Source organism: Cupriavidus sp. HMR-1 (assembly GCF_000319775.1).
In the GTDB taxonomy this organism is placed as follows: domain Bacteria; phylum Pseudomonadota; class Gammaproteobacteria; order Burkholderiales; family Burkholderiaceae; genus Cupriavidus; species Cupriavidus metallidurans.
In genome coordinates, this window is record NZ_ANKP01000153.1 from 1 (window position 1) to 7166 (window position 7166).

General features: G+C 68.0%; 1 protein-coding gene. It reads right to left on the reverse strand.

Annotation, left to right across the window (positions count from 1 at the left end; all coding sequences use genetic code 11):
- On the reverse strand, positions 1-7166 hold a 7166-nt coding region (locus D769_RS32400), incomplete at both ends, for a hypothetical protein (RefSeq protein WP_008648037.1).

A 7166-nucleotide genomic window follows, 5' to 3' on the forward strand; every position in this document is an offset into this window, starting at 1 on the left:
GGGTCGCGGCACTGCATTGGCGCGCGCGGACATGTCCGCGCCCACGTCGCGCAGGCTGACGTTCTCGCCGGCCGGGGTGCGGGTGCGGAAGGCTGGCTCCCGCAGCACCACGAAGGCATCGGTCGTCACGAGGTTGCCGTTCATATTGAGTGCGAAGCGGGTAGACGGCGCGTACAGTTGTACGTCGTATGGCCGTGGCTGCATGCTGCGGTTGTCCATCAGCACGCGCATGGCCTCGTTGCTGAAGACGAACTGGTCCAGCACACGCCCCCTCGCAACATCGAGTGCGCCGCCACGCATGGTCAACTGACCGCCAGCCGTCCACAGTCTGCCGAAATTGGCACCTGCAGCGCTGTCGATCGTCAGGTCGACCCGATCGGCGAGGGCGCCGCTGCCGGTGTCCACCGCAGTGGCGGCAAGGCCGTTTGTGCCGGTGGCTACCAATGTCAGCGGCGCGGCGGGGTCCGTGGCACGCACGTTGGCGACGATGGTGCGGCCGCCGAACGCGGCACGCTGTTGGGCCCGGGCCTCGTCGACGCGCAGCTGGTTGCCTGCCGACAGCGTCATGGTGTTGGCCTGGATGGCATTGGCGCGCAGGTCGTGCCCGGCGGCGGCCAGTACATCGGACGTGGCGGACAGCCTGCCGACGTTCAGATCGCCACCTGCGGCGAGCTGCGCGCTACCCGCCGTGATCTGCGTGGCCGCCAGCGTACCGGCCGCCTGCAGGACGAGGGCGTCGGCCGATGCGTCACCGATCTGCAGGCTTGCGCCGCTTGCGACGCGAGCAGGGCCGCTGCTCGCCAACTGGCCGATCACCACATCGCCGCCGATGTCGGCGGACAACGCGCTGGCCTGCAGGTTGGCGGCGGTCAGCGCGCCGCCAATACGCATCCCGGCGTTGCCCGCGACCGTCAACTGGTGTAGCGCGGCGTTGCCGGCCACTCTCAGATCAGCGGAGCCGCTGGCGAGACGCCCGCCCGCAAGCGATCCGGCGATGTCGAGCGCGGCATGACCGGTGGCCGTGACCGACATCGCGTCCAGATTGCCCAGTGAGGCGAGGGCGAGGTTGCCGCCGCTGCGCGCATCGAGTGACGACGTGACGATCTCCAGCACGTCGCCCGCGCCGATGCTGCCGTCCGCCGCCAGCACGATGCCGGCGCCCGGTGCGCGCGCCGCCAGGTTGATGCCGTCGCCATTGGCGTCGGTGATGCTGCCGCCAGCGGTAAGGCGGATCGCATCCGCCGTGTCGGCGCCGGCTGTCAGCTGGCCGAGGGCCATGTCGCGATTGGTGACCGCCTCGATACGCCCGGCCGCTTCAGCCGTGGCGCCGTCCGCCATCGTCAGGGATTCGCCTTGCAGGAACAGGCCGCCGGCCGCGCGGACGTTGCCGCTCGCCGCAAAGACCAGCCCGCGCGCGCTGCCCAGCGCCACGTCTGTGCCGACGACCGTGCCATACAGCGTCAGGCTGCCGCCCGCCGCCGCGATGCCGACATCGCCGCCTGCGACGATGTCGCCCAGCGCCAGCGCGCGCTGGTTGCTAGCGAGGAAGATGCCTTGCAACGCGGTTGCCGTCACCTGGCCGTCGGCGAGCACGGTGAGCGCGAGCGGGTTGACGCTGCTGCCAATCGCACCGGCCGCCTGCAACGCCACTGATCCTGCCTGGATGGCCTGCAACCGGTCCGGTCCTCGCGCGTCGACGATGTTGCCCGCACGGGCCGACAGCGACACCGCGCCGGGCGAGTAGATTTCCGCCACGTTCAGATCGCCGGCAAGCTGCGCAACGTGTACGCCGAGCGCGCCACGCGCGGTCAGCGTGCCGCCGTTGGCAATCTGCGTGGTCAGCGGATTGGCGGCGGTGCCCACGCCGCCGTCGCCGGCTTCCAGAACCATGCTGCCGCCTTCGAGGTTCGGACGCGCCGGATCGGTCGCCACGCTATAGATACCGCCCGCGCCCTTGACGCGGATCGTGTCGCCGGCTTTCACCGCGTCGATATTGAGGTCGGTCTCGGACCCAAGGTAGACGTGCGTGGCCGCCGTGATCGAGATGGCACCGGTGCTGGCCACGTCGACGTCGTCGCGCTGGATGATGCGCAACTGCCCGTTGGGCAGCACGGCCACGTCATCGGCCTCGGCCGTGGCCAGCGCCTCGCGCTGCGCCTGGGTCAGCGTGGAGCCAGCCGTGGAGGCATCGATCAGGACTTCGCCTTTCAGCGCGCCGACGCCGCCATTGCGTGCCACCAGCGAGACATTGCGGGCCTCGATATTGGGCTGCTCGATCTGCGTTTCGGTATCGGTGGTGGTCTTGTTGTAGACCGCGCGGCTGATGCCGTACTTGAGTTCGTTGGCCGTCCACGTGCCGCCGGTGGTCACCGACGCCTTGTCCTCGGCGGTGACGTAGCCGGCGTAGGTAAAGCCCGCCTGGTACTGCTGCGTCAGGTCGCTGACCGTGCCGTCGGTAGTGGTCAGATGGCTGAAGCGGGCGTGCAGCGCCTGTAGTTCGGGCGAGGCAGTGGCCGGATCGTAGGCGTCGGCCACCAGCATCGGGTTGCCGTCCGGTCCCACCACCTGACGCAGGTTGCGCAAGTTCCAGTAGGTCTGGTACTCGCGGTCGCGCAGGCCCACCAGGCTGCGCAGCGCCTGGTCGGTGCTGGCCTGGGCGCCGGCGCCGAGCAACTGCATGTCGGTCCACAGCGATTCGAGCTGCGCCAGCGTGCGGGTATCGCGCGTGCTGTTGTCGTTGGCGTCGATGAAGCTGCCGTTGTCGAGCACAATGCTGACGTCGCGCCCGTGCGACACCACGCGGTTCAGGCGCAGGTCGCCGTCGCGCTGGCTCAGGAAGATGTCGTTATTGGCCTCCGCATCGAGCTTGCCGTTGACGCCGTCGGTCTGGATCTCCAGCGCCCGTGCCGCTGTGCCCAGCGTGCCGCCGTGTGCAATCAGGTTCAGCGAGGTACCGCGAATGTCGGGCAGACCGCCAGCAGCGGCCCGGCCTGCCAGGATCGACGCGTCGGCTTCGAGCGTGACGGTGCCAGCCCCCGTGCCGATACGGCCGATCACCATGTCGCCGCTGCGCTCGCGCACCGACACGTCACCCACGACGGTGCTCGCGTTCAGCAAGCCGCCGTCCCGCACGTCCACCGAGATGGCATTGCCGTTGTTGCCAATGCCGGTGGCGGCCGACAGGTTCACGTCCTGGCCCACCACGACGGTACGGTCCGCGGCGTTGATGCTGCCGGCGGTGGACGTGATCGAGGCCGTGCCGTTGCCGGCGTTGACCGTGCTGCCGATGACGACGTTGCCCTTGCCGGTCACGTTGACGCTGCCGGTGTCATGACCGACGAACGAGATGCCGATGGCGTAGTCGGCCTTGACCGAGTGCTTGTGGAAGTCCTGTTTCTCGTACTGGTAGACGAAGATCTCGCTGTCGCACCAGTAGATGCCGCAGCCATATTTGCCGGTGTCGTAGGTCGACACATGCGTGGTGTCCTTGACCGTGCGGGTCTGGAACTCGTAGAGATAAGCGTCGCTCTCGTGCGCAAGATCGCGGGTGACGAAGCCGGTACGGTCATAGATCTGCTTGCCGCTCTCCAGTGCATACCAGCCCGTGCGCCAGGAATCGCTGGGGTCGTCGCTGGCGCAGCCGTCGCCGCCGGCGCCGTAGCAGCCCTTGGTGGTGTAGTTGACCAGCTCGCGCTGGAACGTCTGCTTCTGACCCGAAGTCCAGCCGTACCGCAGGCCGGACAGAGGCGTGTAGGTGGTGGTGCGACCTTCGCCCAGGTTCGTCGTGGCGAACACAGCGCCGTCGCGCACGGTCTCCTGGGTGATCTGGTTGCCGATGCGTCGGTAGATCGTTGAGGAGAGCGGCTGGCCATCGAACAGCATTGCCGACGTGTCGGTGATCTTGATCGTGCCCTCGATGTTGCTGCCGACGTCGAGCGTGTTCAGGCGCACCGTGTAGTTGGTGTCGTTCTGCACGTTGATGCGGCCGTAGCCATCCATCACACGCAGTTCGCCGCCGCCGGTGTTCAGGATCTGGCCGGTCAGTTCCATGTAGCCGCCCTGCACGCGGACGTTGTCCAGCACGATCTCCTGCGAGACCACGTCGTAGACCGCGTGGATCAGGCTGTCCGTGCCGGTCATCCGCACGCCCGAAAGCTCATAGCGGGTCTTGATGTCGCCCGGCTTGACCCCGGCCTTCAGTTGCTGCGCATAGTCGGCGGCCGCCTTGGCGATCTGCGCCGCGATGCTGGTGCCGCCAGCGCGCTCCGCGTCGAGCACAATCGACCAGTCCGGCAGGCCCGCCTGCACCAGCCCGTTGATATTGAGCACGCGCGCGTTCAGGAACACGTTGTTGCCGGCAATGATGCCGACGCCGCTGGCCAGCGGAATGGAACCCGGGGTGGCGGTCTCGATCGCGCCATTCGGGTTGGACCAGTTGGCGGGGTCGGTGCCATAGCGCAGCGAGTAGGCGCGGTACTTCGCTTCGAGCGCCTGCGCCACGGCGTCCCATGTGGCCGACGGATCGCCCGCCACATGGAAATAGCCGTCCGTCGGGGACATCACGAAGTCGCGGCCCGCCGTGATGCTGACGGTCTGGCCCAGGATACGGCTGCCCGCCATCGTGCCGTTGCCCTGCTGGCCGTTCTTGACCAGCACACTGCCTTCCTTGCTCTCGATGGTGATGTTGCCGCCGAGGTTCAGCACGTCGCCGGTGATCAGCAGGTCTGGCGACTGGGCATTCGGATCTCCGGTGTTCAGCGCCTGGTAGCGTTGCGTCACGCTGATGGCCGGCTTGCCGCTGGCCGTGCCGGTAACCAGCGTGCCGCTGCCCGCGCTTTCCTGGCCCCGGTTCCGCTGGGTGATGTCGGCGAGCGTGGTGACCGATGCGTTGTTGAAGGTCACATGACCGCCCTGGTCCTCGGGGATCTCCAGCTTGGAGACCTGGAGGTAGCGGTTGCTCGACGAGTCGATGTTGATCAGCGCATCGCCGGGCGCATTGACTTTGCCGGTTGCCGCCACGGTCAGCACGTCGGCCTTGACATTGACGTCGCCGCCGCTGGCGTAGACCGGATCCACAGCAATCACCTTGACGGTCTTGGACGAGACGCCGCCAAACGCCGCCAGCTCCTGCTGCAGGCGTGAAATCTCGGCGTCGATCTGCGCCACGAAGGCGTCGCCGGCTGCCGCGTACTGCTGGCGCGCCCGCGTGTAGGCATTGATCTCCGACTGCAAGTTCGCCACGAGGTCCATGGTGGTCTCGCGGAAGGTGATGCCTTCCGACTGCTCGAGCACCTTCAGCGAGCCATCGGCGTTGTCTTCCACGCGCAGGATCTGCTTGTTCTGGATGCCGGCCTGCACGTTGCCGGCAATGTTCACCCGGTTTGCGACATCGGTTTTGCTGGAGCCGCCTTCGATGTCCAGCGAGATGTCGCCTCCGCCGAACAGGTTCGAGAAGAAGCTGCCCACTGCGGCCGCCGCCTCGCGCCACAGGTCCTTGCCCACGCCCTTGCCGTCGGCCAGCAGGTTGCCGCGCTCGGCATAGAGGTTGACGTCCTTGACGCTGCGCACGACGGCGCCGTTGGCCACGTCTACGCGGCCCTGGATGTCGATCGCTGCGTCGGCGTTCGGGTCGGTCTGCACCGGCACGATCGACTTGTTGAACAGGTCGGTACGGGCCACGGCGCGTATGGCGTTGGTATTGCCGTCCGCATCGGAACCCACCAGCAGGTTGACGTTGCCGTCGGCGCGAATCGTCGCACCGCCGGCAATATTGACGGCCAGCGTGCCGGTGACGGTGGCGGCCGAATTGCCCTGCGCCGCGCTGGATAGGCCGTAGGTCTTGGCATTGGCGCTGGTCTCGATGTCGCTGGCCACGCGCGCCGCGAAGCTGGCGTCGCCCACGGTGTCGAGGTTGGCGCCCTGAGCGACGACGACAGCCGTGTCGAAGTGGTCATGGACCAGCGATTCGGCGCGTGCAATATCGAGCACGCCGCCCGAGTCCAGGCGGGTCTTGTCGCGCGCCTGGACGTCGCTGTACGCGGTGAAGCGCGTGCGTCCCGGGTCGTCGCGGTCGCCCGTGATGCGCACCGAGGCGTTCTGGCCAATGAGCGTCCGGGTGACGGTATTGATGTCGCTTTCGCTGATCACGGCCGAGCCGTTCAGGAAGCCGCCCGAGCCCGCCTCGGCATTGTATTCGCCGCCGTCGAGCCACGGCTTGCGCACGAGGTTCGCCGCCGTGGCTTCGATGCCGTGGCTGACCAGGTTGGCGCCGTCGCTGATGGCTGCGGTCACGCTGGCGTCGACGTCATGGCGCGTCAGGGCGCCGCTGGCGCCCACCAGCGCGGCGTTGACTGAATCCACCTCGCCATTGAAGCGTGCGGTGTGGAGGGCATCGACGACGATCTTGCCGTCACCGCCCGAGCCGGTCGCCAGCAGCGCCTGGCTGCTGGTGCCACCGCCCAGTGCTGCGGTCGTGCGCGACTGGTTGCGCGTATCGGCCACAGCTGCCGCACCTGAGATCAGCCCACCGCTGCCCGACATGGCCTGCGCGGTGGTCTCGTCAGTGCCGATGGCCTGCACGGTCAGCGTCGCGCCGGCCTGGCCGGTCACCCCGTTTTCGATGGTCGCCGTGGTGTCGGTATTGGCATCGGCCTGCGCGATGTTGGCGCCAACGGCCAGCACCCCACCCACGGTAACGCCGTTGGCATTGGCGTGCGTGCCGGTGTCGGAACTGGCGCTGACAAGGGTGGCGTTGTTCACCAGCAGGACCGTGTTGCCGCCGATCGTCGCGTGGCTGGCGGTCTTGGTCAGGGCATCGGCGTCGGTGGCATTGGCACCCACGAGTCCTGCGCCACCCGTGGCGCGCGCGAAGGCGTCGGCATTCTGACTGCCTGCAGTGCGCATCGTGGCGGCGCGTACGTCTACGCCATCGGCGACGATACTGCTGCCCATGATCGCGGCGTTCGCGGTGGTGGCGGCGGTCGCCTTGGCCACCGAGGCGCCGATGGCCGCGTATACCGCGCCGTTGTAGCCTTCCGCACGGGCCTGCGTCTGGGGTGCGGTCGTCGCGACCACGCTTGCCGTGCCGCCGGCCTGCACCGTGGCATTGGCGATGCTGGCGGTGACGATGCCGTCGTCGGTGGCCGTGGCACCGGAGCCCGTGGCGG